General features: G+C 48.5%; 26 protein-coding genes. 10 read left to right on the top strand and 16 right to left on the bottom strand.

Annotated elements, in window-relative coordinates:
- Positions 1-40: 40 nt before the first annotated feature.
- Both ABV409_RS03875 and ABV409_RS03880 read left to right on the top strand, forming a co-directional pair.
- Positions 41-523, top strand: coding sequence for a very short patch repair endonuclease (locus tag ABV409_RS03875; RefSeq protein ID WP_353876233.1), 483 nt, complete (start codon positions 41-43; stop codon positions 521-523).
- Positions 513-1661 carry a methionine aminotransferase gene (locus ABV409_RS03880; RefSeq protein WP_353876234.1) on the top strand — a complete coding sequence of 383 codons (1149 nt, stop codon included), beginning with the start codon at positions 513-515 and terminating at the stop codon, positions 1659-1661. Before ABV409_RS03875 ends, ABV409_RS03880 begins: the two co-directional genes overlap by 11 nt.
- A gap of 13 nt (positions 1662-1674) precedes the next feature.
- Here ABV409_RS03880 and ABV409_RS03885 read toward each other — a convergent pair whose 3' ends face one another.
- Together ABV409_RS03885 and ABV409_RS03890 are read right to left on the bottom strand one after the other, a co-directional pair.
- Positions 1675-2199: a hypothetical protein gene (locus ABV409_RS03885; RefSeq protein ID WP_353876235.1), complete on the bottom strand. Its 525-nt coding sequence runs from the start codon at positions 2197-2199 to the stop codon at positions 1675-1677.
- A 39-nt stretch (positions 2200-2238) separates the two neighbouring features.
- A complete protein-coding gene (locus ABV409_RS03890) occupies positions 2239-2946 on the bottom strand; it encodes a helix-turn-helix domain-containing protein (protein WP_353876236.1) in 708 nt (235 codons plus the stop codon).
- A gap of 144 nt (positions 2947-3090) precedes the next feature.
- Between ABV409_RS03890 and ABV409_RS03895 the strand changes: the two genes are divergently transcribed.
- Positions 3091-3411: a hypothetical protein gene (locus ABV409_RS03895; RefSeq protein WP_353876237.1), complete on the top strand. Its 321-nt coding sequence runs from the start codon at positions 3091-3093 to the stop codon at positions 3409-3411.
- Positions 3412-3416: 5 nt separating this feature from the next.
- On the opposite strand, the gene ABV409_RS03900 is transcribed toward ABV409_RS03895, so the two are convergent.
- The 9 genes from ABV409_RS03900 to trhO all read right to left on the bottom strand — a co-directional run bounded on the left by ABV409_RS03900 (position 3417) and on the right by trhO (position 12283).
- Complete coding sequence (locus ABV409_RS03900) at positions 3417-4565, bottom strand: serine hydrolase domain-containing protein (RefSeq protein ID WP_353876238.1); 1149 nt, start codon at positions 4563-4565, stop codon at positions 3417-3419.
- Position 4566: 1 nt separating this feature from the next.
- Positions 4567-5082: a GNAT family N-acetyltransferase gene (locus ABV409_RS03905; RefSeq protein ID WP_353876239.1), complete on the bottom strand. Its 516-nt coding sequence runs from the start codon at positions 5080-5082 to the stop codon at positions 4567-4569.
- A gap of 333 nt (positions 5083-5415) precedes the next feature.
- Positions 5416-6069, bottom strand: coding sequence for a 3-oxoacid CoA-transferase subunit B (locus tag ABV409_RS03910; protein ID WP_353876240.1), 654 nt, complete (start codon positions 6067-6069; stop codon positions 5416-5418).
- On the bottom strand, positions 6069-6410 hold the full coding sequence (locus ABV409_RS03915) for a hypothetical protein (protein WP_353876241.1): 342 nt from the start codon (positions 6408-6410) through the stop codon (positions 6069-6071). The genes ABV409_RS03910 and ABV409_RS03915 overlap by 1 nt, the downstream gene beginning before the upstream one ends.
- 3 nt (positions 6411-6413) lie before the next feature.
- Positions 6414-7112, bottom strand: coding sequence for a CoA transferase subunit A (locus ABV409_RS03920; RefSeq protein ID WP_353876242.1), 699 nt, complete (start codon positions 7110-7112; stop codon positions 6414-6416).
- A gap of 64 nt (positions 7113-7176) precedes the next feature.
- A complete protein-coding gene (locus tag ABV409_RS03925) occupies positions 7177-9507 on the bottom strand; it encodes a transglycosylase domain-containing protein (RefSeq protein ID WP_353876243.1) in 2331 nt (776 codons plus the stop codon).
- A gap of 5 nt (positions 9508-9512) precedes the next feature.
- A complete protein-coding gene (locus ABV409_RS03930) occupies positions 9513-9995 on the bottom strand; it encodes a gliding motility lipoprotein GldH (protein ID WP_353876244.1) in 483 nt (160 codons plus the stop codon).
- Positions 9988-11154: a PSP1 domain-containing protein gene (locus ABV409_RS03935; RefSeq protein WP_353876245.1), complete on the bottom strand. Its 1167-nt coding sequence runs from the start codon at positions 11152-11154 to the stop codon at positions 9988-9990. Before ABV409_RS03935 ends, ABV409_RS03930 begins: the two co-directional genes overlap by 8 nt.
- Before the next feature lie 79 nt (positions 11155-11233).
- The gene (gene trhO / locus ABV409_RS03940; protein ID WP_353876246.1) at positions 11234-12283 is read right to left on the bottom strand and encodes an oxygen-dependent tRNA uridine(34) hydroxylase TrhO; all 1050 of its coding nucleotides are present in this window, start codon (positions 12281-12283) and stop codon (positions 11234-11236) included.
- Between the two features lie 253 nt (positions 12284-12536).
- Between trhO and recA the strand changes: the two genes are divergently transcribed.
- From recA to ABV409_RS03960, 4 genes are all read left to right on the top strand, one after another.
- Entirely contained in the window at positions 12537-13544 is a 1008-nt protein-coding gene (gene recA, locus ABV409_RS03945) for a recombinase RecA (RefSeq protein ID WP_353876247.1), read from the top strand.
- A gap of 83 nt (positions 13545-13627) precedes the next feature.
- Positions 13628-14050 (top strand): hypothetical protein, encoded by a 423-nt coding sequence (locus tag ABV409_RS03950; protein ID WP_353876248.1) that lies wholly within the window; start codon positions 13628-13630, stop codon positions 14048-14050.
- A 21-nt stretch (positions 14051-14071) separates the two neighbouring features.
- Positions 14072-14602 (top strand): RNA polymerase sigma factor, encoded by a 531-nt coding sequence (locus tag ABV409_RS03955; protein WP_353876249.1) that lies wholly within the window; start codon positions 14072-14074, stop codon positions 14600-14602.
- 11 nt (positions 14603-14613) lie between these two features.
- Positions 14614-16104: an outer membrane beta-barrel protein gene (locus ABV409_RS03960; RefSeq protein WP_353876250.1), complete on the top strand. Its 1491-nt coding sequence runs from the start codon at positions 14614-14616 to the stop codon at positions 16102-16104.
- Here ABV409_RS03960 and ABV409_RS03965 read toward each other — a convergent pair.
- Entirely contained in the window at positions 16092-16838 is a 747-nt protein-coding gene (locus tag ABV409_RS03965) for a lysophospholipid acyltransferase family protein (protein ID WP_353876251.1), read from the bottom strand. The two genes, ABV409_RS03960 and ABV409_RS03965, sit on opposite strands and share 13 nt — an antisense overlap.
- 72 nt (positions 16839-16910) lie before the next feature.
- Between ABV409_RS03965 and trpS the strand changes: the two genes are divergently transcribed.
- Positions 16911-17879, top strand: a complete 969-nt coding sequence (gene trpS / locus ABV409_RS03970) for a tryptophan--tRNA ligase (protein ID WP_353876252.1) — start codon at positions 16911-16913, stop codon at positions 17877-17879.
- Positions 17880-18062: 183 nt separating this feature from the next.
- On the opposite strand, the gene dprA is transcribed toward trpS, so the two are convergent.
- The gene (gene dprA, locus ABV409_RS03975) at positions 18063-19169 is read right to left on the bottom strand and encodes a DNA-processing protein DprA (RefSeq protein WP_353876253.1); all 1107 of its coding nucleotides are present in this window, start codon (positions 19167-19169) and stop codon (positions 18063-18065) included.
- Positions 19170-19273: 104 nt separating this feature from the next.
- On the opposite strand from dprA, the gene ABV409_RS03980 reads away from it, so the two are divergent.
- Both ABV409_RS03980 and ABV409_RS03985 read left to right on the top strand, forming a co-directional pair.
- Positions 19274-20227: an HU domain-containing protein gene (locus ABV409_RS03980; RefSeq protein ID WP_353876254.1), complete on the top strand. Its 954-nt coding sequence runs from the start codon at positions 19274-19276 to the stop codon at positions 20225-20227.
- Between the two features lie 60 nt (positions 20228-20287).
- Positions 20288-20803, top strand: a complete 516-nt coding sequence (locus ABV409_RS03985; RefSeq protein ID WP_353876255.1) for an acyl-CoA thioesterase — start codon at positions 20288-20290, stop codon at positions 20801-20803.
- Here the strand turns inward: ABV409_RS03985 and ABV409_RS03990 are convergent.
- From ABV409_RS03990 to ABV409_RS04000, 3 genes are all read right to left on the bottom strand, one after another.
- The gene (locus ABV409_RS03990; RefSeq protein ID WP_353876256.1) at positions 20798-21412 is read right to left on the bottom strand and encodes a hypothetical protein; all 615 of its coding nucleotides are present in this window, start codon (positions 21410-21412) and stop codon (positions 20798-20800) included. The two genes, ABV409_RS03985 and ABV409_RS03990, sit on opposite strands and share 6 nt — an antisense overlap.
- Positions 21402-22130: a carboxypeptidase-like regulatory domain-containing protein gene (locus tag ABV409_RS03995; protein WP_353876257.1), complete on the bottom strand. Its 729-nt coding sequence runs from the start codon at positions 22128-22130 to the stop codon at positions 21402-21404. The genes ABV409_RS03990 and ABV409_RS03995 overlap by 11 nt, the downstream gene beginning before the upstream one ends.
- A 65-nt stretch (positions 22131-22195) precedes the next feature.
- On the bottom strand, positions 22196-23032 hold the full coding sequence (locus tag ABV409_RS04000; RefSeq protein ID WP_353876258.1) for an aldo/keto reductase: 837 nt from the start codon (positions 23030-23032) through the stop codon (positions 22196-22198).
- Between the last annotated feature and the right edge of the window lie 3 nt (positions 23033-23035).

Raw genomic sequence — 23035 nt, forward strand, 5'->3', positions numbered from 1 at the left:
CGTTTTGATTTTCTGAACTAGGCGGGGTATCTTGTGGTTTATGGGAACGTCTTACGAACAAGAACGGATCAAAGTACCCCGCTTCAACGAAGCCGCGGGTTTTTACACCACGCCCGAACGTTCGAAGATCATGGGCAAGATCCGCGGTAAGAACACCCAGCCCGAATTGGAATTTCGCAAAGCACTATGGCAAGCCGGGTATCGCTATCGCATCGACTATAAAAAACTGATCGGACGCCCCGATATCGCCTTGAACCGCTACAAGACCGTGATCTTTATCGATGGGGAATTCTGGCACGGCCACGATTGGGAACGGCGCAAGGCCAAATTGAAACGCAATCGGGAGTTTTGGATCGCTAAGATCGAACGCAATATGCAACGCGACCGTGAGGTCAACCAAGCCTTGCAAGAACTGGGGTATACCGTTTTCCGGTTCTGGGACAAGGAAATCAAAAAAGAACTCGACCGCTGCCTACGGCAGGTACTCGACCATTTAGATACACTACAACAACATGCCGATTGAATCGAAACTGCCCCAAGTGGGTACGACCATCTTTACCGTTATGGGCCAAATGGCCCATGAACATGGGGCCGTCAATCTCTCGCAGGGGTTCCCGAATTTCGAGGTGGCCCCACAGCTGCTGCAACTGGTCGACCAGGCTCAAAAAGAAGGCTACAACCAATACGCCCCCATGCAGGGCATCTATTCGCTGCGCGAATGCATTGCCGAAAAAATGGAAGTACTATATGGAGCCGATTATGATCCCGCAACCGAGGTCACGGTGACCGCCGGAGCGACCCAAGCACTCTTTACGGCCATCTCAGCCTTCGTGCACCCGGGTGATGAGGTGATCGTCTTCAAACCGGCCTATGACAGTTACGAGCCGGCCATCGAACTCTATGGTGGGATCTGTGTATCCTTACAATTGGTCGGAAAGGAGTACCGCATCGATTGGGATGCGTTTAAGCAAGTACTCGGGCCCAAAACCCGGATGGTCATCATCAATACCCCGCACAACCCCTCAGGAAGCATCTTGACCTCCAGCGATCTGGAGACCCTGCAACGCCTTTTACGTGACACCGATGTCTTGGTGTTGAGCGATGAAGTCTATGAGCATATCGTCTTTGACGGGCAGTCGCATGAAAGTGTGGCCAAATACGACGACCTGCGGGCCCGAAGCCTGATCTGTGCCTCGTTCGGCAAGACCTTTCATGTGACCGGTTGGAAAATGGGCTACTGCCTCGCCCCCAAAGCCCTGATGCAAGAGTTTCAAAAGGTGCACCAATACAATGTGTTCTGTGTCAACCACCCGGTGCAGCGGGCGTTGGCAACCTATCTTAAGACCCCGGAACACTATTTGGGGCTGTCTGCCTTTTACCAAGAGAAACGCGATTACTTTTTACAGGCCATCGAAGGCTCCCGCTTTGGATACACCCCGGCCCAAGGCACCTATTTTCAGTTGTTGGAGTATTCGGAGGTCACCGACGAGGGCGATGTCGCCTTTGCCGAACGCCTGGTGAAAGAAAACGGGTTGGCCAGCATCCCCGTTTCGGTCTTTAATGTCGATGGGTTGGATCTTAAGCAACTCCGCTTTTGTTTTGCCAAGACCCAAGCGACCTTGGATCGGGCGGCTGAAATTTTAAATGGGATATCCTCTTAGGGCAATTCCCCATTCACATTTGAACGATTAACCTTTCGTTTAATTTAAGGCGTTTGAAAAAACGCAAAAGTGCTTCAAAATCGAAGCCGTTACCAATAAATCCAATTTCGTGATCTGTGGTGGTCAAAGTTAAGGTCGCTTCCTCTATTGCATATTGTCGTTTACTCAAACCAAAATAACGGGCACGTAAGAGCGGCACCCCAAATTTCAAAAGCAACCACATGGGGTAGAACCGAATCGGATTCACACTCTCAGTTCCACGAATTAGTTCAACTTTGGTAATAAGAATAAATGGAATTACCAGCTGCTTGGTGTTATTCGAATAATTGGCATGCACAATGATACCCTTGGGCCGATACTCAAAATTACATCTAGAATCGATTGGAAAGGATGGCGATGAATCAGATCTGCCCTGCCATTTTTTTAGAAATACTGATGGACTCCCTGTACGTTCAGGTTTATACCATACCTGTTTAATTGGCGGCCCAACAAGCTGATCAACTTCTCGTTTACTTAGGTTACCTACTTTAAAGGACATTTGTTTCAGGTGGTTTCAATGGTAAATGCCGATTGAGTATCACAGTTGCTTACGAACAAGAACGAATACTTCATTGATCTGTTCAAAAGGAATCGAAAAATCCTGATACTCGGGAGCCCTATTCAAATTGCGACACTGCACCACTTGCTTTTCCATATCGATTTGCATTAGCGCCCTGCAAATGATTCGTTCTTGTAGCACAAGAATCAAGGGCTCGGCTTGGTGATCGGCCCCGAATTGTACCCATTCCTCAAAGGAGACTTTTCTTCCCAAAACCAAGCTGCCATTGGGGATGGCGTTTTTGGTCTTATCGTCCATAGCGTCCCCTCCGATTTCAAAAGCAAGGTGCAATCCATCCCCCACAAAATCCAAAAGAAAGCCGTTTTGAAATAGCTCTTGTATGAAGGCCGTTTTGTCTATGGCCTGCAGATACCGTTGTTGCTCTTCCAACAATAATACAGGGGCCATGACCATGACCTTTCCGTTGGCAATAGGATAACCAATGGTCCCATTCTTGGCAAAGACTTTCTTACTCAAATAAGGACTCGCTTCCTCATTGACCTCATGGATATAGAGTTCAGCGATACTCATTCCAAAATAGTCGGCGATCTTCGTTAGGTTCTTGTTCGGGATATTCGCATCCTTCTTTTCATACAATTGGATGGTACGTAAACTAACTTCGATAGCCTCGGCCAAATCCGTTTGGCTGATTTGCTTTTTTTGTCGCAGTCGCTTAATAATATACACGAATATTGTATTATTATGCAAATATTTTACATATATGTACTATACCTGTTGTAATAATTAGCATATCTGTAATTCAGTTACAAGCAAATATAGAAAAAGCTACTCCCATCGAAATACTGTTGAACCACTAATTCTCAAAATCCAATGAAATCAGCAAAGAAGTATGGACTCGTCTTACAGCACGACGCCTTGTTTCAAAACGAGGCCTATGGCAAACCGATCAGTGAACGGCTTTCGAACCTGTTGCGACGCAATACCAGTAAAAATGATTTTGCCAATGTCGCCTTGCGCAGCAATGTGAGTTTCTCGACCATACGCGATGTCGTCTACCGCACCAACAGCCTGACCAAGGGCAATGCCAAGGCCATCGCCCTTTTGCTGCATGCCGCTTTCGAAAACTCGATCGCCGCACGCCTTCAGGCCGAGGCCGATGCGCTTTTTCTCGAAGATATGATGGGCCTGTAAGCGGCTTACCGTAGGGCCTGGGTCACCAGCCCCATGAATTCACCGATTTTATTGGGTTCTAACCAACGGGTGACCACCACCAACCCATTGTTGGGGTCGACCACGATGAAATTGCCCCCGAAACCGGCAGCGTAGAATAAGTTCTCGGCAAGACCGTCCCAATGGCGGGATCCCTTTTGGTTCAACCACCACATATACCCGTAATTGGCATTGGGGGTCGATGGTGTCAAAGCCTTTTCGATCCAGGCTTCGCTGAGTAGGCGTTCGCCCTTCCACACGCCCTTGTTCAAAAAAAGCAGTCCGAATCGGGCCATGTCTTCAGCACTGATAAAGATCCCTGCTCCAGAATGGCCACCGCCGGTCACCGACTTCATTTGAAGGCCGTCGATCTCGGTCCAGGCGTGGTCGTATCCGAACCAACGCCAGGTCGTCGAAGCGCCTATGGGATCCATGAGGTGTTTTTTCAAGACTTGGGGCAAAGGCTGACGCCAAAGATGTGTCAATGAATAGGCCAATACATTGACGCGTACGTCATTATACTCCATCACCGTACCTGGTTCTTTGAGCTCACGAAACTTCCAATCGTCGAGGCTGCCCTCTCGCGGTGGCCGGTCGGCCCAGTCTTTGATACCCCACAACGACCCCGACCAATCGGAATTCTGTTGGAGCAAATGCGCCCAGCTGATCTTTTCATTATGCGGCCCGCGAAAGGTACCGTCCCAAATCGTTTGGACGACCTTGGCCTCGGGGTCGGGTAACAATCGGCGATCGAAGGCCAACCCGGCCACGGTCGATAAAAAGCTCTTGGTCACACTAAAGGTCATATCGACCCGCTTGGTATCGCCCCAGCTTGCGACCACATAGCCGTTCTTCAAGATCATACCCGCCGGGCCACCCCGCTTTTTGGTGGGGCCCAATAGTTCATGAAAGGGTTCGCGTTCGAACCCCTTGATGATGGCAAGCCGCAGATCGCGACTGCCTGAATACTCATTCTCTTTTGCGAATTGTACGGCTTTCAGCAACCGATCGGCATTAAAGGCCGCTTCTTGACCGTTCGGCCAGTCGGCTCCACGTTCAGGAAAGTGCATGTCTTGGGCTTGGAGTCCGCTGGCCATTAGCAAGAGCATCCAAATGGAGGCAAGTATTCTTTTCATCTTATAGTGTTTTGCGCATGAGCCAATCGGTCTGTTCGTCAGCACCGATCAGGTAAGGGTGGGTGCCGAATTTCTCAAAGCCATGGCGCTCATAAAAACGGATCGCTTTAAGATTGCGTTCCCACACCCCTAACCAAAGATATCGCTTTGATCGGGCTTTGGCAATGTCCAACGCCTGTTGTAACAGGTACTGCCCGATCTTTCGGTTTTGGAATTCGGGCAAGACGTAAATCCGTTCGAGTTCCATGCCCTCCGGTTCCCGCAGTTCCGACTGCGCATCGAAAGCGTTCAACTTCATATACCCTACCAAGCCATCGGCCCCATGGCAGAAATAAAAATCGGTATGGGTTTGGGTGAGTTCGTCGGCCAGGGTTTCTTTTGAAAAGGCCGTGGTCAAATAGGCAGCAAAGTCATCGGCGTCATTTTGCGCTTCAAATGCCGCCTTGAAGGTGGCACGCGATACCTTGACCAAGAGGTCAACATCATTGAGGGTGCAGGCTTCGAGTCTTAAGGACATGCCTAAAAATAGCGCAAAAAAAAACGGGACCGCATTGGCAATCCCGTTTAATCTTGTTGAGTAGTTGTTGGTCTGTCTTATAACATAAAGAGCTTTTTGACCAATCTGGTGAAACCGCTGAAAAAATCAGAGCGGTAGACCTGTATTTCTTCTTCTACAGGTGCTTGGTTAAATTCGGTGACCATGGTACAAAAATTAGTAGGTTAATTTCACGAAAAATTTACACTTATCAAAACTATCAAACGATAATCTTACCGCAAAAATTGTGTTGTCAAACCCACTGATGTTGTGGCAAGTAGAACACTTGGTCTATTTTTTAACAAAATCGGGGCCCTATATCACCATTTCAGGGGTGTTCGCGCCCACTACCAAATCGCCTTCGGTGGCCGCTTCGATTTCGGCAACGGTGATCCCGGGAGCACGTTCCAAAAGGTGGAATTTTCCATCTTTGACCTCAAGAACGGCCATGTTGGTCACGATCTTTTTTACACAACCGACCCCGGTCAGCGGCAAACTACACTGCTTTAATAACTTTGACTGCCCGGCCTTGTTGGTGTGCATCATGGCTACGATGATGTTTTCGGCAGAGGCGACCAGGTCCATGGCCCCCCCCATGCCCTTGACCATTTTACCGGGTATTTTCCAATTGGCGATATCGCCGTTCTCGGCGACTTCCATCGCCCCCAATATGGTCAGGTCGACATGTCGCCCCCTGATCATCGAAAAGCTCAGGGCCGAGTCGAAAAATGAGGCCCCGGGCAAGGTAGTGATGGTCTGCTTGCCGGCATTGATGATGTCGGCATCTTCTTCACCTTCAAATGGAAAAGGCCCCATGCCGAGCACCCCGTTCTCACTTTGAAATTCGACACTGATATCATCACGGACGAAATTGGCCACCAAGGTGGGGATCCCGATACCGAGGTTGACATAATACCCGTCTTGTACTTCTTGGGCGATGCGCTTCGCGATTCCGTTTTTATCAAGCATTACTTTCTTTTTATGGTAAACGAGTTAAACTTATGGGCGCTGTCATTTTCATACCGCCAAACAAAAATCGGAATGGACAGTATCGCGGCGGCCAGCCAACCGAAAATAAAGACCATGATGGCACTGATCAACACCCCTCCTATGAAACCGGCCAACAAGATCCGATTATCGGCGACCGCTGTGATACGGTTGATGTGTTTTTTATCCATCTTGCCACAGTGATCGCAATTCACACGAACCTCATCGCTGTTCAAACGCATTTGGAGGGCCGGTCGGGTTTGCTCACGGATCTTAAGATAGTTCTGCTTCTTACAGGCCGTACAGGTATAGGTCAATCTCATTCTCTAGCGCTGCCTAACCGTTCGTTGTTCAATACGTTTTTCATAGGCCGATCCCTGGAAAATACGTTGCACGAAGATTCCGGGAATATGGATTTCATTGGGGTCCAAACTACCCGCTGGCAACAACTCCTCGACCTCAGCGACCGTGATGGTGGCAGCACCGCACATACAGGGGTTGAAATTGCGGGCCGTGCCTTTGAACATCAGGTTGCCCGCCTCATCGCCCTTCCAGGCTTTTACAAAGGAAAAATCGGCCTTGAACGCGGGTTCCAAAACATGCATTTTGCCATCGAATTCACGGGTCTCCTTGCCTTCGGCGACTTCGGTACCATAACCCGCAGGGGTATAAAATGCAGGGAAACCGGCTTGGGCGGCCCGGCACTTTTCAGCTAAGGTGCCTTGAGGGGTCAATTCGACCTCCAATTCACCGCTGAGCATCTGACGTTCGAACTCATCGTTCTCGCCTACATAAGACGAGATCATTTTTTTGATTTGACGTTGTTGTAACAACAACCCCAAGCCGAAATCGTCGACCCCCGCATTGTTCGAGATACAAGTCAGGTTGGAGACGCCCAAACGCACCAGTTCGGCAATGGCATTTTCAGGGATACCGCACAGACCGAAGCCCCCGAGCATGAGGGTCATGTTGTCTTTGACCCCATGTACGGCCGCACCGACATCGGCTACTTTTTTATTGATCATAGGTTTCTAGTGATGATGACAATCCCACTAAAGATATAACAATTCGAAAGGGCGGACAACCGCTTTAGAAGTCGAGATCATCGAGGTCGTCCTCGGTGTCGACTTCCTCTTTCTTTTCTTCCAAGATCTTGGTACAGTCGACATTGATGGAAAGTTCTTCCGGTTCTTCAAAGGCTTCTTTGGAAACCCCCAGTTCGTCGTTCGCATAGTTGGCCTTCATGTACAAGGCCCAAATCGGTAGGGCCATCGAAGCTCCCTGACCATATTTCAACGATTTGAAATGCGTCGATCGTTCTTCACCACCGACCCAAACACCGGTCACCAAATTGGGTACCATGCCCATAAACCACCCGTCACTTTGGTTTTGTGTGGTACCGGTCTTACCGGCAATGGGGTTGGTCAACTCATACGGATAGCCCGTGATGATTTCTTTATAGACGGTTTGGTCTTTGGCGAAGCTATGCCGCAAACGCCCACCCGAACCGAATTGGGTCACCCCTTCCATAAGGTTGACCATGGTATAGGCCACGTCTTTACTCAAGACATCTTTGGTCTCCGGTACGTATTCGTACAAGACGGTCCCGTTCTTATCTTCGATACGGGTGACCATGACAGGTTTGACATACACCCCTTGATTCGCGAAAGTCCCGAAAGCTCCGACCATTTCATAAACATTGAAATCATATGTCCCCAAGGCGATCGATGGTACCGGCAGCATTTCACGGTTCAATCCCATTCCGTTGGCGATATTGACTACCGCACCCGGCCCTACTTGATCGATCAATCGTGCAGTGACCGAATTCACCGAATTCGCCAAGGCTTGCTTTAAGGTCAAAAGGTCGCCCGAATACTTGCCGTCAGAGTTCTTTGGGCACCAGGCTTCCATGTTGCCGTGCTTCAGGGGTTCGATACAATATTGGGTATCTGGGAGCGAATCGCAAGGCGAATACCGCAATTGATCGATCGCCGCGGCATAGACCAACGGCTTGAACGTCGACCCGGCCTGCCGGGCACCTTGTTTGACATTGTCGTATTGAAAGTGCTTGTAATCGACGCCACCGACCCAAGCCTTGACGTGACCTGTTTGGGGTTCCATCGACATCATGGCGGCCCTTAGAAAGGTCTTATAATAGCGGATTGAATCCAACGGGGTGAAAATGGTATCCTTTTCATAGGAATCGCTCTTCCAATCGAACACCGTCATTTCGGTAGGTTCATTGAAGGAAGCCCGAATCTCTTTTTCCGATTTCCCTTGACGACTCATGGCACGCCAACGTGCTGAACTTTTCATGGCACGCTCCATAATGCCATTGATCTGCTCGCGTTCCAAATCCAAAAAGGGTGCGGTCGGGTTCCGCTCCGGCGTGTTTTGAACGAAAAACTCGGCCTGCAATCGTTGCATATGGGCTTCGACCGCATCTTCAGCATTCTTTTGCATGCGCGAGTCGATGGTGGTATAGATCTTCAATCCATCCAAATAGATATTGTACGTGTCCCCATCGGGTTTGGGGTTCGCTTTTACCCATTGGTTCATCCAACGCTGCATATACATCCGAAAATAGGTCGCCAAACCCTCGCGATGGGATTCCGGACTAAAATTAATGTCCATTTCCAAGGCCTGAAGGGAGTCTTTTTCGGTTTCGGTCAGGTAGCCATACTTGGCCATTTGTGCCAAGACCGTATTTCTACGATCGAACACCAAGGCTTCTCGACGCAACGGATTATAGTAGGAAGAATTCTTCAACATCCCCACCAACATGGCCGATTCTTCGGTGCGCAAATCGATGGGCTCTTTACCAAAATAAATACGGGCTGCAGAACGAATGCCATCGGCCGCATATCCGAAATCGTAGATATTCAGATACATGGCAATGATTTCTTCTTTGGTGTATTGGCGTTCCAGTCGGGTGGCCAAAACCCATTCCTTGGCTTTTTGCAAAATGGTATTGGCCGTGTTGGATTTGTCTCTCCTTCCGATGAACAATTGACGGGCCAACTGCTGCGAAATCGTACTCGCCCCACCCCGTTTGCCCAAAAAGGCAACGGCACGCAAGGTACCCCTGGCATCGATCCCCGCGTGATCATAATAACGGGCATCTTCAGTGGCGACCAACGCTTGCACTAAATTATCAGGAAGTTGGCGAAAGGAAACCGGGGTGCGGTTGTCATCAAGGTACAACTTGCCCAAGGTGACCCCGTCTGAAGAAATGAATTCGGTAGCCAAATTCGTTTTCGGGTTCTCTAAGTGTTCGTAGGGGGGCATTTCACCAAAGGCCCCCCAAGAGGCCAATAAAAACAACATGACGAATGCGATCAATCCGCTGCCGAAAAGGATCCAAAACCATTTGATGAACCCGAAAAAACGGGGTTTCTGTTTTTTCTTTGAAGTAGCCATGGGGGTTATTTGCTTTTTTCGATTGCGATTCCAATGTCGGTGATCCCTTCTAGATTTTCAATGCCTTCGACCTCACCGTTCTTCCGCATTGCATGGGATACCTTTAAGGTATATACGCCCGAATCGGCAAAAACGATCTTTTCTTTCAACCACAATTTGCTTTCTTTCACACTACCCATGCCTTTACCCAACCAACTGCCATCGGGTAAGGCCATTTCATATTCGAGGGTGTCGATCAAGGTTTCGCCGTTTGGAAAATCGAATTCGGTAATCAAAAACAAATTGCTGAACGCATAGCGATCGTCATTTCGAACATTGAGAAAAAGGTCGTGAGTGACCGTGGAATCTAGGCTGGGCAATTCAAACCGAACGGTATCTTTTTCGCGCCACACTCCGTTCGATAAGGCCACGTACTCCGAATGTACCACGTTTTCATTGCAAGAAGCCAAAGCAACAAGCAGCGCGATGACAAAGATTTTCTTAAGCATTCTTCGAAGTCTGTTTGTTTCGGTTCGGGCGTCTTTTTTTCTTCTTTCGACGGTTGTTTCGTTTCTTGGGTTTATCAAAACGGGTCAAACTATCTTGCCCGACCACATTTTCGAAGACGAGCTCGTCTCGAGGTTCGACATCCAACACAAAGGCTTCAAGGCTGGCGATCTTTTTGCCTTTTTTGTTGCTTTCAATAATCTCTTGGACTTGCTCTTTACCCAAGGCATGCCAACTCGCCGGGTCGTTTTTGTAGGAAAACCAGAGGGTCTCTTTGAAAATATCGGCCTTTTGGCAAAAGGCTACCCCCTTTTCGGTCTGTAATTTGGTGTCTGGGGATGGAAAGTCCTTCAAGGCCTCCAAATACATATCGAGCTCATAGTTGAGACAGCATTTCAATTTTCCGCATTGCCCCGCCAATTTCTGTGGGTTCAATGCCAGTTGTTGGTACCGGGCAGATGCCGTACTCACCGACCTAAAATCGGTCAGCCAGGTCGAACAGCAAAGTTCACGGCCACAAGAACCGATGCCTCCTAGGCGTTGGGCTTCTTGGCGGTATCCGATCTGCCGCATTTCGATCCGAATGCCGAAAGCCTTGGCCATGTCTTTGATCAATTGTCTAAAATCGACGCGTTCTTCGGCAGTATAATAAAACGTGGCCTTGGATCCATCGCCTTGAAACTCGACATCGCTCAATTTCATTTCGAGACGGAGTGAAATCGCGATCTCACGGGAGCGTTTTTTGATTTCTTCCTCCTTATCACGGCATTTTTGCCAAATATCGATATCGCGTTGGGAGGCTTTTCGGTACACCTTGGGCAAAGCCGGGTCATCACTGGCGACCTTCTTGCGTTTCATTTGCACCTTGACCAGTTCGCCCGTCAGGGTTACAATACCCACATCATGGCCTGATTTGGCCTGGGTAGCTACCACATCACCGATCGACAACGGGAGTTTTTCGGTATTTCTGAAGAATTCTTTTCGACTGTTCTTGAAGCGGACCTCGACACAGTCGAAGGCGTGTTGGCCGTTGGGGAGCGCCATATTGGAAAGCCAATCGAAAACAGTAAGTTTATTACAACCATCGGTGCCGCAAGTCCCATTGTTCTTGCACCCACGCGGTTGTCCACCAGAGCTGGTCGAACAACTGCTACATCCCATATCGTATATCTTGAATCAAGAAAAGGTCGCTTTTCTCGATAAGGGTTCATATCTTAACTTCAAGTAAAGATAGCACAATTTACCCAGTGGGCGTCGTTCCCTTTTTAAACTTTAGGACTTCGGAACGGCCTTTCTTGAATATTTTATTGCTGACCGTTTTCCCCTTACGCAAGCGTTTTTGTTCTTCATAAGGCAGGGCCACGATCTCCTTGCATTCGTTCGAACAACAGTGGTTCATTTTGGCCGCGCATTCCTCACATTGGATGAACAACAAATGGCAGGCCTCATTGGCACAATTGACATGGGTATCACAGGGTTTGCCGCATTGGTGGCAATTCGCGATGACGTCATCCGATATGCGTTCGCCCCTTCGATGGTCGAAGACGAAGTTCTTGCCCAAGAACTTGTTCTCGAGTTGGTTCGCCTTTACTTGCCGGGTATATTCGATGATGCCCCCTTCCAATTGATACACGTTCTTGAACCCTTTGTGCTTGTAATAGGCGCTGGCTTTTTCACATCGGATCCCCCCGGTACAGTACATGACCAGTTTCTTGTCTTCCTTGTGGTCGGCCAATTGTTCTTCGATCAGGTCCAACGAATCGCGAAACGTATCGACATCAGGGGTGATCGCGTTTTTGAAATGACCGATCTCACTCTCATAATGGTTGCGCATGTCGACCAAAACGGTATCAGGATCTTCAATGAGGTCGTTGAAGGTTTCGGCCCCGACATGAATGCCCTTGTTCGTGACATCGAAGGTGTCGTCATCCAAACCGTCGGCCACGATTTTCTTACGCACCTTGACCTTGAGTTTCAAAAAGGACTTGTTGTCTTGTTCGATGGCGATGTTCAGGCGCACCCCTTCAAGAAATACAATGCTATCGAGATGGTTCTTGAACGCTTCGAAATTCTCTGCGGGTACCGAAAGCTGGGCGTTGATCCCCTCGTGGGCCACATAGATCCGGCCCAAGACATCGAGCTCGTTCCAAGCAATGAATAAATGGTTCCTGAAGATTTTCGGATTGCCGATACGTGCGTATTGATAGAAAGAGATGGTCAGCCGGTCTTTACCGGCTTCCTCGATCAGTTTTTCCCTTTCTTTCGCACTTAGTGTATTGTACAGTTGCATGCTATACCGCTACTTAAGTTAGAAGAAAATTGTCGTAAAGCGCAAAAATAGGGAAACAAAAGAAAAGGCACCCTTTCGGATGCCTTCTGACCACGTTTTTCTTTTTCATAGATAAAAATCGTCGGTGGTCACAACTTGACTAAACTTATAATTATTTGAATTAGCTGTCTTTGAGATGGCAGTTGATTAAAAAGGTTGCGTACCCCTTTTTTTGTGGATAAGAAGTGGTATTTTAGTTGCCTAATTTTTGATTATGGGCAATGATAACGCGGCGAAATTAAAAGCCTTACAGCTGACACTTGACAAATTGGACAAAACCTACGGCAAAGGCGCCGTAATGAAAATGGGTGACAGCGTCATCGAAGAGGTGGAGGTTATCCCCACAGGTTCGTTGGGTCTCGATATCGCTTTAGGGGTGGGTGGTTACCCACGCGGTAGGGTAGTGGAAATCTACGGCCCTGAATCGTCAGGTAAGACCACCCTGACCTTGCATGCCATAGCCGAAGCCCAAAAAAGCGGCGGGATCGCGGCATTTATCGACGCGGAACATGCCTTTGATCGTTTTTACGCCCAAAAACTAGGGGTGGATATCGATAATCTGATCATTTCGCAACCCGACCATGGGGAACAAGCCTTGGAAATCGCCGATAACCTGATCCGTTCGGGGGCCATTGATATCGTCATTATCGATTCTGTAGCGGCCTTGACCCCGAAAAGTGAGATCGAAGGGGAAATGGGGGATTCCAAAATGGGGCTCCACGCCCGATTGATGTCACAGGCCCTTCGAAAATTGACTTCTACCATCAGCAAGACCAATTGTACGGTTATTTTCATCAACCAATTGCGGGAAAAAATCGGTGTCATGTTCGGAAATCCGGAAACGACCACCGGGGGTAACGCCTTGAAATTCTATGCCTCGGTACGGTTGGATATCCGCCGATCGACCCAAATCAAAGATACGGATGGGTCGGTCCAAGGGAACAAGACCCGGGTCAAAGTCGTCAAGAACAAAGTAGCCCCTCCATTTAAAACCGCCGAATTCGATATCATGTACGGCGAGGGCGTTTCTAAGGTCGGCGAGGTCTTAGACCTTGGTGTGGCTTACGAAATCGTCAAGAAAAGCGGTTCTTGGTTCAGTTATGGTGACACCAAATTGGGTCAAGGAAGGGATGCCGTGAAATCCTTGTTGGAAGACAATCCGGAACTGTCGGAAGAGCTTGAAGCCAAAATCAAAGAGGCGATCAACGCGATCAAAGCATAATTTCGAAGGCTTTCTAAGGGCGAAATGCCCTAAATACGCAACCTTCGCGTTGGTATATCATCTATTCGGTACTAATTTTCGCTATGAAAAGGAGATGGATATGGTCGATCATCGGTGTTTTTGCATTTACGTTCAGTGGATGTGACATCGAATCTGAGGAAAATTTCAATTTCATCACATTGGAAATCGTGGATGTCGAATTGCCCGAAACCTTCGATTTCAATGCCACCTACGATATCAAAGTTTACTATCGCAGGCCTGATGATTGCCACTTTTTTCAAGGATTCGACGTGTTTACCGCCGATGAGAGCACCCGAAATATCGTAGCCATAGGCAGGGAACTGTCAGGAGAGACCTGTACCACGACCAATGACGAAATCGAGGCTACCTTCACGTTTAGGGTATTGTTTTCGAATACCTATACCCTACGCTTCTTTTCAGGCGAAGATCAGAACGGAGATCCCATCTATCTGGAATATCAAGTTCCGGTCGTTTTGGGAAATTGATTTATAAACTGACCAACAATTTTGAGTTTAGATGAGCTCATAAACAACTGCAAAAAAGGCAGTCGCAAGGCACAGGAAGAGCTATACCGGAAATATTCCGGTATTCTTTTCGGTATGTGCCTCAAGTACTCGCGCAATAAAACCGAGGCCGAAGACAACCTGCATGACAGTTTCATGACCATCTATGACAAAATAGGCCAGTTCAACAACAAAGGTTCTTTTGAAGGTTGGATGAAGCGGATCACGGTGAACACCGTATTGCAGAAATACCGTAAGGAGCGGTATTTGGATGTGGTTACGGAAAACACCCCCGAGGTCATCGACTTTGAAACGGAAGATCAAACGGTCAGTCTTTCGACACTCTTGAAATACATCCAAGAGTTGCCGAACAAGTACAGGCTCACTTTCAACCTTTATGTGATGGACGGTTACACCCACAATGAGATCAGTGAAATGCTGGGCACCTCGCCCGGTACTTCAAAATCGAATTTGGCCAGGGCCCGAATGATATTGAAACAAAAAATTGAAGAAAAGAACATCAACATTGCTTAATTCTATTAAGAATGGAAAAGAACAATTTCGATAAACTGTTCAAGAAGAAATTCGAGAATTTCGCCCCTGAACCCGACGATCGGGTTTGGAGGGCCATCGAGAATTCGTTGGACAAGAAACAAAAACGCAGGGTCGTTCCTATTTGGTGGCGATTGGGAGGAGTCGCCGCCCTGCTCGCCTTACTGTTATACGTGATCAATCCGTTCGACGCCGAGCCCCAGCTTGAGGGCCCTTCGGTCAGCGATACGGAATTGCAAAACAAGACCGATGACCCCAATTCGGACCCCGCATCACCCTCCACCGATGCGACACCCGAAGTTTTGGACGGCAAGGCCCAAGACCCTGAAGCGAGCCAAGTGGCCGATGTCGAATCCACCATAGAGGCACAGAACGGAATTGAATCCGTAAATGCCCGGCAGACCGAAGACAAAGGGGAGTCCACTAAGCGTTTGATCCAATCCAATCGAATCGATACGGCCGTGGCACAACAAACCGAAGCAAACCAGCAAGAAGCAAGGCCGGCATCGCAGGATGCGGAATCGGTCTTGACCGAGTCTATCCAAGAAACCAATCCGGTAGCAGCGAACCGACAAGACCAGGGGCAACCCGCCATCAATGCAACCGATTCGGCTTCAAAGAACCCTCCTATTGCCCAAGGGGAGGAAGAAACAACGGAAACTGCGGTGGCCGAAACAACGATCATCGACAAACAATCGATTTATGATGCCATCGAAGCCCAAGAAGAAGATGCGGTAGCCGAAGAAAGCGATCCAACAAAACGGTGGAGTGTAGGGCCATCGATCGCCCCGGTCTATTTTGATGCCCTCGGGGAAGGGTCGCCCATCCATTCGAATTTCCAGACCAATTCGAAATCCGGGAAAATCAACTTAAGCTATGGTTTGACGGTCGCTTACAATCTGACTAAAAAGCTAAGTGTGCGTTCGGGTATCCATAAGGTAGATTACGGTTATGATACCAACGAAGTCGTCTTTTCATCTTCCTTACAGGCGTCAACGAACCAATTGATCGATAATATCAATTATTCACGGAGTTCTAGGAACCTCGTGGTACAAAGCGTCTCGAAAGGAGAGGTAGCGGCCGACGCCCAGAACCCGGAGTTCAGCGCAGCCAGTGCCTCATTGGATGGGCGAATGGTTCAGCAACTGGGCTATATCGAAGTACCGATGGAATTCAATTATGCCATTCTTGATAAAAAGTTAGGCGTCAACCTCATCGGTGGGGTGAGTTCGCTCTTTTTAGTCGACAATATGGTTTCGCTGGAGTCTGGCGGCCTGGTCACCGATATCGGGCAGGCCAATAATGTGAACGATGTTAATTTCAGTACCAATGTCGGCATCGGGATCAACTACGAATTCAGTCAAAACCTACAGCTGAATGTCGAACCGATGTTCAAATACCAGCTGAACACCTTTACGGAAACCGCTGGTGATTTCAGACCGTATGCCATTGGGGTGTACAGTGGGGTGCGCTATCGCTTCTGATCGTCTTGTAGCTGTTGCAGCAGCAGTTCACGGGTCTCTTCACGCAAGGTGGCGGTATCATCGGATGACAATATACCGGTTGGAATAAATTCATTGACCCGTACCCGTAATGCCCCGGGGCCACCGCTGAAGAACGTCCATGAAAATCGTTTCTTACAATCGAAAAAGGTCATAGGCACCACTTTGATATTATGGCCAATGGCCATTCGAAAGGCCCCGTCTTTAAATCTATCCAAAACCACATCTTCTTCAGGCACCCCGCCTTCGGGAAAAATACAGATACTCAAGCCCTGATTCAGGCGGTGTTGTACCCTCCGGTAGACCGCGGTCCTGCTTTTCGCGTCGTTGCGATCGACCAAAATACAGACCCTTTTATAAAAGAAGCCGAACACCGGGATTTTCACCAACTCTTGCTTGCCAACGAAAACAAAGGGGTTTTTGCTTACATAAAGCATCAGCATGATATCGACCATACTGGTGTGGTTGGCCACCAACATATAACTTTCAGTTCGGAGCATTCGCTCTTGCCACTGGACTTTGGGCCATAACCCCATACCGAATAAAATCGTCTTCGCCCATAGATTACGGGCCAACCAGAAAAAATACCGATAAGTTTTTTCGGAAAGCGTGGCTAAAAGCAGCAGCGGGAAAAACAAAAATATGGGCAAGGCCACCAGAAAGTAGAACCAGATCCTGTAGAGCAAGTGGCCCCCGTTTTTTAACAGCTTCAACACGGGTCTAAAATAGCCATTTGTATTGGTTTATGCCGAATTCTTTTACCTTTGCCCTTTGTTTTTCAATCAGCTATGGCACGCATACTTACAGGCATACAGAGTACGGGGGTACCCCATTTAGGCAATATCTTAGGGGCGATCATGCCCGCTATCGAAATGGCCCAGGACCCTAATAATGAATCGTTTTTGTTCATTGCCGATATGCATTCCTTGACCCAGATTAAAAACGGAGCGGAATTGCGAAACAACACCTATGCCACCGCAGCCACCTGGCTTGCTTTCGGGCTCGATGTCGATGCAACCGTCTTTTACCGGCAAAGCGATGTGCCACAAGTCACGGAATTGGCTTGGTATTTGGGTTGTTTTTTCCCATATCAGCGGTTGACCCTAGCCCATTCTTTTAAAGACAAGGCCGATCGTTTGGACGATGTCAATGCCGGTATTTTCACCTATCCGATGTTAATGGCCGCCGACATCCTCTTGTATGATGCCGATATCGTACCTGTGGGCAAAGACCAATCACAGCATTTGGAAATGACCCGCGACGTGGCTTCCCGATTCCATCATTTGTTCGGGGATACCTTCGTGCTTCCGGAAACGAAATTAAAGGAAGCGACCATGTACGTACCGGGTACCGATGGGGGCAAAATGAGCAAAAGCCGTGGAAACACCATCAACCTGTTCCAGCCCGATAAAAAATTACGCAAGCAGCTCATGGGCATCGTCACCGACAGCACCCCAATGGAGGACCCTAAAGACCCTGCCGATGATAACGTCTTCGCGCTCTACAAGCTGTTGGCATCACCAGAGCAAATCGAGGAGATGAGCGCCAACTATCTAGCTGGAAATTATGGTTATGGCCATGCGAAACAAGCCTTGTACGAATTGATCCTTCAAAAATTCGAGGAACCCCGTGAACGGTTCGAATACTACATGAATCACCTCGATGAAGTTGACGAAGCGTTGGCCATCGGGGCCGAAAAAGCGAAAAAAGTAGCCGATTCGGTCTTGGAACGTGTTCGTTCTAAGATCGGATACTAAATCCTTTACCATTGGTCGAACAAGGGCTACGTAGCCTTATCGGCGAAGAAAGGCCTTCATTTTCAAGCAAATACCAAATATTATGGCCTTAATTCCGTTGAACGGTTAAAAAGGCCCTGATAAAATGCGGTTATAAATAGACCGCCTTTTCTGTCTCATTTTGCTCGATAAACGGTGTTGCCGCTATGAGACGATTTCAAATAACTTACCGGGCAACGGACGAACCATACCTTTCATCTCAAGGTCCAACAAGGTTGCCGCAACTTCAAATATGGGCAGACTGCATCCGAAAGCCACGTTATCCAGTAATTGTTTGCCGTTGAACTGCAGGTAAGAGTAGATTGACTGTTCTGTTTCAGTCAGCTCCGGAAACAAAGTCCTTTGCGAGCTAATAGTCTTATTATCAACAAGTTTCCATCCTAAAATGTAGACTAAATCTGCAGCTGACGTCAATAGATGGGCTTTCTGTTGCTTGAGCAAGTTGTTGCAGCCCACACTAAAAGTGTCGGTCGAACGACCCGGTACCGCAAATACATCGCGGTGGTACCCATGGGCCAGATTGGCTGTGACCAGACTGCCGCCTTTTTCAGCGGATTCTACCACCACAGTGGCCTCGCTAATGCCCGCGATGATTCGGTTACGCTTCAGAAAATGCTCCCTTTCGGGCAAATCACTACTCCAAAATTCGGTCAACAACCCTCCATGTCGGCACATCCTTCGTGCATACCCACTGTGCTGCTTCGGATAAATGCGGTTTAGTCCGTGGGCAAAACAGCTTAAAGTCTGTAAGCCTTGCGCCATAGCGGCCCGTTGTATGGCAATGTCAACCCCAAAAGCCAAACCACTTACGATTACGGGTTCTAAGGGGGCGACTTCTTCGATAAAAGCCTCACAGAACGACCGGCCATAGGCCGTAATGTTCCGGGTGCCGACCACGCTGATGATACGCCTGCCCTCCAGATCGATGTTGCCTTTTCGGAAAAGCAGGATCGGCCCGTCGGCACAGTGTTTCAAACCCTTCGGATAGCAGTCGTCTTGAAACCCCAAGCATTCGATCTCGGCCTTCTTGATGAATTCCAATTCTTTATATGCCTTTTGTAACCAAAGTTTCTCATAAAGACCGGCCAAGGTTCGCGTACCGATCCCCTCGATACCTAACAATGCTGCCGGGCGTTCTTTGAAGACCTTGGCCGCACTACCACAGTGTTGGATGAGCTTTTTGGCCTTAACGTCTCCAATATTCGGAATCTTCTGTAGTCTAAGTAAGGCAATCAGTTCATTTTCAGACATGGATTTGCGGGTTGCCGTTGTTCACAGATCGGCAGCTTTAGAATGTTAATAAAAAGTTATCTCGGCTATTTTGCGCTTACCCAATTTTTGTAATATTTGCTGGAATGCGCATCGAACACTATATCTCAGAACTCCTATACCGCTACAACTGTGTGGTCGTTCCTGAGTTCGGTGCATTCTTGGCGAATACCACCTCTGCGAAGATCGATGTCGCGAACCATACGCTTTTTCCTCCGTCGAAATCCATCTCATTCAACCAACAATTGTCGAAGAACGACGGTCTTTTGGTTTCCCATATCGCCAAATCAAAGCATTTGGCCTATGATGACATTTTGGATAGTGTTCTAGAACATTCCAAAACCTGGAAAGAACGCCTGATTAATGGAGATCGTCTCGATTTGGACGATATCGGCTCGTTAACCAGTGATTCAGAGGGTCGGATCCAATTCAAGCCCACTGAAAAGGTCAACTATTTGGTTTCGTCCTTTGGGCTTTCCACTTTTTCGGCAACTCCCATCGTTCGTGAAACCCTCAAACAGGAAGTCGTCGAAATCGAGGAAAAAATCCCCTTTATCATCACTCCCGAACAACGCGAAACCACATCATTTCGGCCGTTATTGAAATATGCGGCCCTGGTTTTACTCACGTTTTCTTTAGGTGCTAGCGGCTATCAATTTTACCGGCAAAACCAAAACAGACAGGCCCTAGTGCAACAAGAAAGTGAGGTTCAGGTTGAAAAGTACATCCAAAGGGCCACTTTTTTTGACAGTGCCCCCTTGGAGCTACCGCCGATAACCATCACCTTATCGCAAAAGAAAGAGGAAACAGGCCCTCGACACCATATCATCGCCGGGGCATTTCGTGTCAAAGCGAACGCCGAGTCGAAAGTCTCCCAATTGAGCCGTCAAGGCTATGACGCAAGCTACATCGGGCAAAACCGCTATGGCTTGCATCAAGTCGCATATGCCTCGTTCACCGATTCGAAAGAAGGCCTGGTCTTTTTGCGAAAAATCAAACGCGAGGTATCGGCCGACGCCTGGATGCTTTCAGAGAAATAAAAAGCCGCGCTTCGTACTTCCCTAAAAAGTCTTGAATATCTTTGCTGCAAATTTTTCGAAATGCGCACCAAAACGCCTAAAGATTCCAGAACGGTCATGACCGATATGGTCTTGCCTAGTGAAACCAATCCGTTGAACAACCTTTTCGGAGGCGAATTATTGGCCCGTATGGACCGCGCTGCCAGTATCGCGGCCCGCCGTCATAGCCGAAGGATCACGGTCACCGCATCGGTCAATCACGTGGCTTTTAACCGCTCGGTACCCTTAGGGAGTGTGGTAACCGTAGAAGCCGCCATTTCGAGGGCTTTCAAAACTTCTATGGAAGTCTATATCGATGTTTGGATGGAAGATCGATTCAGTGGGGAGCGCACCAAGGCCAATGAGGCCATTTATACCTTCGTCGCGGTCGATGAAACAGGGAACCCTACCGAAGTGCCCGGTATCGAACCGGAAAGTGAATTGGAAAAAGAACGCTTTGAAGGGGCGCTGCGTAGAAAGCAACTCAGCTTGGTCTTAGCCGGCAAAATGAAACCGGATCAGGCCAGCGAGCTTCGTGCCTTGTTCATGGGGTCATAAAATAAAGACCCGAATGCCCAGTGAAGGTGAGAAGAATTGTGACGAATTGAAGAGGTCGTCGATTTCAGGCGCGGCTTCAATATCAAGAAACCCCCAATTCGCCTGGGCCCTTGCATAAAGTCCGAACCACTTGTTCAGCCGATACGAAACTTGGGCGTTGACCATGACCGAAAAACCCGTGTCGTGGAAACGCTGCACTCCTTTTTCATTTCGGATATCGATGAACCCTAGACCCATACCTACTTCAAAAAGCAGATCTTTCTTTCGGTCAAAGGGATTATAGCTGCCCACGGCATAGCCATGGATCACACGACTGGCATCGATTGCCCCAACCAAAGTGGGATCGATGACCCGGCCCTTAAAGGCTTCGACCTGAACCCCCAGGGCGACCTGTTCGTTCACATAGGCCTTGGCGTCAAAATGAAAGCCATTCCAGAAATCGTAGCCATCCAAATAACTTTCGCCAAAGGTAGATGGGGTTAGGAAACCTAGTTGGGCGGTTCCCAAGACATCGTAATAATAATCGGGTTTTGGTGTGGTCTCTTCTTGTCCTGTAACCCATAGGCTACAAAAAAAGACCGCCAAAACGGTGAGTCGCCTAGAATTCATATACAAAGTTTGGGGTTGTCGCGTCGATGATGATCTCGATTTGGCCCTGTCCGGTTTCGACCACGTTGCGTAAGCTGTAATCCAAAAAGACGGTGTCGCCCACTTGCACGGTCAAAGGTTCGATGGCGGAGTCGGCCGCTGGGGTCAACTGTCCGCCTGCGAATTGGTCAGGAAAATTCGAACCGAATTCCTCAGGCCCGAAATTGATTTCCTTGATAGTGGATCGATAGGTCAAGGAATAGGTCAGTGTATCGGTCAGGTTCACCGTTCGTTGCAATTCGACATTGAACGGGCGCAAGGTTTCCAATTGGACTTGCTGAAGATCGAAGGTGTTCGATTCCGAAGGTAATTGCCTCAAAAAGTTCAACACCAAGGGCGTCAATGATGGGTCAAAAGGGTCGAGTGATTCAAAATTGATCAGCGTATAGACGACCGATGCATTGACCGGACTAAGTGCAGTAACCCTGAAATCACCGTTGGTGTCGGTCTCCGCAGCACCAAGTACCACATCGTTATCAAAGCCGAAAAAGGACCCATCGAAACCGGTGAACTGCGTCGATGCATAGACGGCCACGGGATAGCCACTGAGTGGGCGACCTTCGCCGTCGACTAGCCTGCCTTTGACCAATAGCCGGGTATTTTCTTCGAAATCGATTTGTGGGTCGCACTCAAAGGCGAACAGGATCGGAAGTATCCAAAAGAGGTAGTGTTTTTTCATTGCCCTAAAGATGGCGCCTATCCAAAAAGGTTGTCATCCACAATATTAACTTTGGGTTAAGGATGTCAGAAATCGAAATTATCGGGATCAGGCCCGAATCGCTTTCCTTGGTCGAGACCGTCGAGCAATGCCATGTCTTCAGCGGCTAACTCAAAGTCGAATATAGCGGCATTCGCGATGATCCGTTCTTTTTTCGTTGATTTCGGAATGGTCACCACCCCTTTCTGGAGGTCCCATCGCAAGGCGATTTGCGCAATGGTCTTTTGGTATTTCGAGGCGAGTGCCCCAAACTCAGGCAACGTAAAGATGTGACCCTGCATCAAGGGTGACCACGCTTCATATTGGATCTTGTTTTTGGAACAAAAGTCAAGCAGTCCCTGTTGTACCAAATACGGGTGGAATTCCATTTGGTTTACCATGGGTATGATGGAGGACCCTTGCATCAAATCAACCAACTGGTGTTCCAAAAAATTACTGACCCCGATGGCCCTGACCCGTTTTTCAGCATACAAACGTTCGAGGGCTTTCCAAGTATCTTTGTATTTACCTGCCACGGGCCAATGGATCAGATACAAGTCCAAATACTCCATATCCAATCGATCCAAGCTTTTATCAAAGGCCCTTAGCGTGTTATCATAGCCCTGATCGGCATTCCAGACCTTACTGACCGTGAAGATCGATTCGCGTTCGACATCGCTTTCCTTGATGCCCCTACCGACCCCTGCTTCATTTTTATAAATGGCAGCGGTATCGATATGTCGATACCCGGCCTCCAAGGCCCATTTGACCGCGTTCACGACTTCATCACCCTCTTCCGAAAGGTATACCCCCAAACCGAAGTAAGGCATTTGTACGCCGTTATGCAATGCAAAGGACCCTTGTAAATCAGTGATGTGTGCCATAAT

Source organism: Flagellimonas algarum (genome assembly GCF_040513375.1).
GTDB lineage: Bacteria > Bacteroidota > Bacteroidia > Flavobacteriales > Flavobacteriaceae > Flagellimonas_B > Flagellimonas_B algarum.

What these genes read in the sequence shown, in the direction of transcription:
- ABV409_RS03990 (WP_353876256.1), bottom strand. Translation starts at nt 21,412, where the DNA reads ATGAATTCTAGGCGACTCACCGTTTTGGCGGTCTTTTTTTGTAGCCTA.
- recA (WP_353876247.1), top strand. Translation starts at nt 12,537, where the DNA reads ATGGGCAATGATAACGCGGCGAAATTAAAAGCCTTACAGCTGACACTT.
- ABV409_RS03900 (WP_353876238.1), bottom strand. Translation starts at nt 4,565, where the DNA reads ATGAAAAGAATACTTGCCTCCATTTGGATGCTCTTGCTAATGGCCAGC.
- ABV409_RS03985 (WP_353876255.1), top strand. Translation starts at nt 20,288, where the DNA reads ATGCGCACCAAAACGCCTAAAGATTCCAGAACGGTCATGACCGATATG.
- ABV409_RS03875 (WP_353876233.1), top strand. Translation starts at nt 41, where the DNA reads ATGGGAACGTCTTACGAACAAGAACGGATCAAAGTACCCCGCTTCAAC.
- ABV409_RS03895 (WP_353876237.1), top strand. Translation starts at nt 3,091, where the DNA reads ATGAAATCAGCAAAGAAGTATGGACTCGTCTTACAGCACGACGCCTTG.
- ABV409_RS03930 (WP_353876244.1), bottom strand. Translation starts at nt 9,995, where the DNA reads ATGCTTAAGAAAATCTTTGTCATCGCGCTGCTTGTTGCTTTGGCTTCT.
- ABV409_RS03885 (WP_353876235.1), bottom strand. Translation starts at nt 2,199, where the DNA reads ATGTCCTTTAAAGTAGGTAACCTAAGTAAACGAGAAGTTGATCAGCTT.
- ABV409_RS03950 (WP_353876248.1), top strand. Translation starts at nt 13,628, where the DNA reads ATGAAAAGGAGATGGATATGGTCGATCATCGGTGTTTTTGCATTTACG.
- dprA (WP_353876253.1), bottom strand. Translation starts at nt 19,169, where the DNA reads ATGTCTGAAAATGAACTGATTGCCTTACTTAGACTACAGAAGATTCCG.
- ABV409_RS03905 (WP_353876239.1), bottom strand. Translation starts at nt 5,082, where the DNA reads ATGTCCTTAAGACTCGAAGCCTGCACCCTCAATGATGTTGACCTCTTG.
- ABV409_RS03925 (WP_353876243.1), bottom strand. Translation starts at nt 9,507, where the DNA reads ATGGCTACTTCAAAGAAAAAACAGAAACCCCGTTTTTTCGGGTTCATC.
- ABV409_RS03935 (WP_353876245.1), bottom strand. Translation starts at nt 11,154, where the DNA reads ATGGGATGTAGCAGTTGTTCGACCAGCTCTGGTGGACAACCGCGTGGG.
- ABV409_RS04000 (WP_353876258.1), bottom strand. Translation starts at nt 23,032, where the DNA reads ATGGCACACATCACTGATTTACAAGGGTCCTTTGCATTGCATAACGGC.
- ABV409_RS03920 (WP_353876242.1), bottom strand. Translation starts at nt 7,112, where the DNA reads ATGATCAATAAAAAAGTAGCCGATGTCGGTGCGGCCGTACATGGGGTC.
- ABV409_RS03915 (WP_353876241.1), bottom strand. Translation starts at nt 6,410, where the DNA reads ATGAGATTGACCTATACCTGTACGGCCTGTAAGAAGCAGAACTATCTT.
- ABV409_RS03960 (WP_353876250.1), top strand. Translation starts at nt 14,614, where the DNA reads ATGGAAAAGAACAATTTCGATAAACTGTTCAAGAAGAAATTCGAGAAT.
- ABV409_RS03980 (WP_353876254.1), top strand. Translation starts at nt 19,274, where the DNA reads ATGCGCATCGAACACTATATCTCAGAACTCCTATACCGCTACAACTGT.
- ABV409_RS03995 (WP_353876257.1), bottom strand. Translation starts at nt 22,130, where the DNA reads ATGAAAAAACACTACCTCTTTTGGATACTTCCGATCCTGTTCGCCTTT.
- trhO (WP_353876246.1), bottom strand. Translation starts at nt 12,283, where the DNA reads ATGCAACTGTACAATACACTAAGTGCGAAAGAAAGGGAAAAACTGATC.
- trpS (WP_353876252.1), top strand. Translation starts at nt 16,911, where the DNA reads ATGGCACGCATACTTACAGGCATACAGAGTACGGGGGTACCCCATTTA.
- ABV409_RS03880 (WP_353876234.1), top strand. Translation starts at nt 513, where the DNA reads ATGCCGATTGAATCGAAACTGCCCCAAGTGGGTACGACCATCTTTACC.
- ABV409_RS03910 (WP_353876240.1), bottom strand. Translation starts at nt 6,069, where the DNA reads ATGCTTGATAAAAACGGAATCGCGAAGCGCATCGCCCAAGAAGTACAA.